Raw genomic sequence first — 1,472 nt, 5'->3', positions numbered from 1 at the left:
AGCTATATTTTTTACTTTGCAACAGAACCAGTTATAATATAGGTGAAGACTTTTTAATAATAAAAATAGGAGTTCAAAAATGACAAAAAAAATGGTGATTATATCATTCGGCAGGATTTTACTTATTATAATTGGGGCACTTATTACAGCATATGGTTTGGAATCTATATTAATCCCAAATAACGTTTCTGACGGAGGAGTCACAGGGATTAGTATTGTAGGTTCCACTTTGTTTGGTTTACCTTTAGGAATATTAATAGGAATAATCAATTTACCATTTATATGGTTAGGTTATAAACAAATCGGACGTAAGTTTGCTATATCTTCAATAATAGGTATCTTATCATTATCTATATTCACTTCGATTATGCATCATGTACCAACAATTATTGAAGGTGATTCACTACTTATTACTGTAGTTGGTGGAGTTGTTATTGGATTAGGCATGGGTCTTGCCCTTAGAAATGGTGGGGCATTAGATGGTATAGATATGTTAGCCGTTTTATTATCTAGAAAGTTACCTTTCGGAACAAGTGATTTAATTTTATTTCTCAATACATTCGTATTTATACTTGTTTCTACTGTTTTTGGATTTAAAGGTGCCATTTTATCAGCGCTCGCATATTTTATTGCTTCAAAAGTTATACATATTATTGAAGAAGGACTAAGTGGTTCGAAAACGTTTAAAATTATTACAAAAGATTATGACATTATGAATAAAGAAATTAAAGAAAGACTGGGAAGGTATTGCACATTTACAAAAGTGACTATTGATGAAGAAAATAATTCATTTGTAGAAATTTCTTGTGTTATTAATAAACTCGAAGAACAAAAACTTAAAGAAATTATAAATGATGTAGACCCAGACGCATTTATCACAATATATGATACAGCAGAAGTTAAGGCTGGAAATATGAAAAAATCAGATATATATTAAAATTACGATAAATAAAAAGCTACCAGTTATTAGGTAGCTTTTTATTTATGGTTTACTATTATATTTAATTGTTCTTATAAACGATATAATCGAATGTATAAAGAATATCATTTTAATTCATATTCTTTAATTGTCTTAAAATGATTTTTCTTTGTTTTTCTAATGAAATAGGATCATTGTATGCAGTGTCTGTAGCATCTAATTTAATAATATGACCTTTTTTAACTGCATTTAAATTTTTCCAATTATTAGTTTCAGTAAACTCAGATTCTTCGCCCATAGTTGTTAAAATAATGTAGTCACCTGTGTAATCTGATAACTTTTCTTCATTAAGTATTGTGCTATAATTCTTGTTGACGTTGTGCTCAAGTTCTTTAGGCATTTTCATACCATAGCCTTCATAAACAATTTCAGTTCCACGACCTAAACTTTTTCCAAATGCTGTTAATCCTTTTTGAGTGGATTGTAATACAGTTATTGTTTTAAAAGGTTCTGTTGCAAAGTAAAAAAATATAGCTAACCACTAATTTATCAT

2 protein-coding genes are annotated in these 1,472 nt (G+C 28.4%); one reads left to right on the top strand and one right to left on the bottom strand.

Annotation, left to right across the window (positions count from 1 at the left end; all coding sequences use genetic code 11):
• Positions 1–79: 79 nt before the first annotated feature.
• Positions 80–937 carry a YitT family protein gene (locus tag HMPREF2802_RS03835; RefSeq protein WP_058714821.1) on the top strand — a complete coding sequence of 286 codons (858 nt, stop codon included), beginning with the start codon at positions 80–82 and terminating at the stop codon, positions 935–937.
• Positions 938–1,049: 112 nt separating this feature from the next.
• Here the strand turns inward: HMPREF2802_RS03835 and HMPREF2802_RS03830 are convergent, their stop codons facing one another.
• Positions 1,050–1,325, bottom strand: a complete 276-nt coding sequence (locus HMPREF2802_RS03830; protein WP_048680638.1) for a TroA family protein — start codon at positions 1,323–1,325, stop codon at positions 1,050–1,052.
• Positions 1,326–1,472 lie beyond the last annotated feature (147 nt).

It is taken from the genome of Staphylococcus sp. HMSC071G07 (assembly GCF_001811435.1).
Classification (GTDB): domain Bacteria; phylum Bacillota; class Bacilli; order Staphylococcales; family Staphylococcaceae; genus Staphylococcus; species Staphylococcus pettenkoferi.
The sequence above is the reverse complement of the archived record's forward strand: the minus strand, read 5'-3'. Positions and strand labels throughout refer to the sequence as shown.

Bases quoted from the DNA above. Each gene is read 5' to 3' on its own strand.
- HMPREF2802_RS03835 (WP_058714821.1), top strand. From the start codon at position 80: ATGACAAAAAAAATGGTGATTATATCATTCGGCAGGATTTTACTTATT.
- HMPREF2802_RS03830 (WP_048680638.1), bottom strand. From the start codon at position 1,325: ATGAAAATGCCTAAAGAACTTGAGCACAACGTCAACAAGAATTATAGC.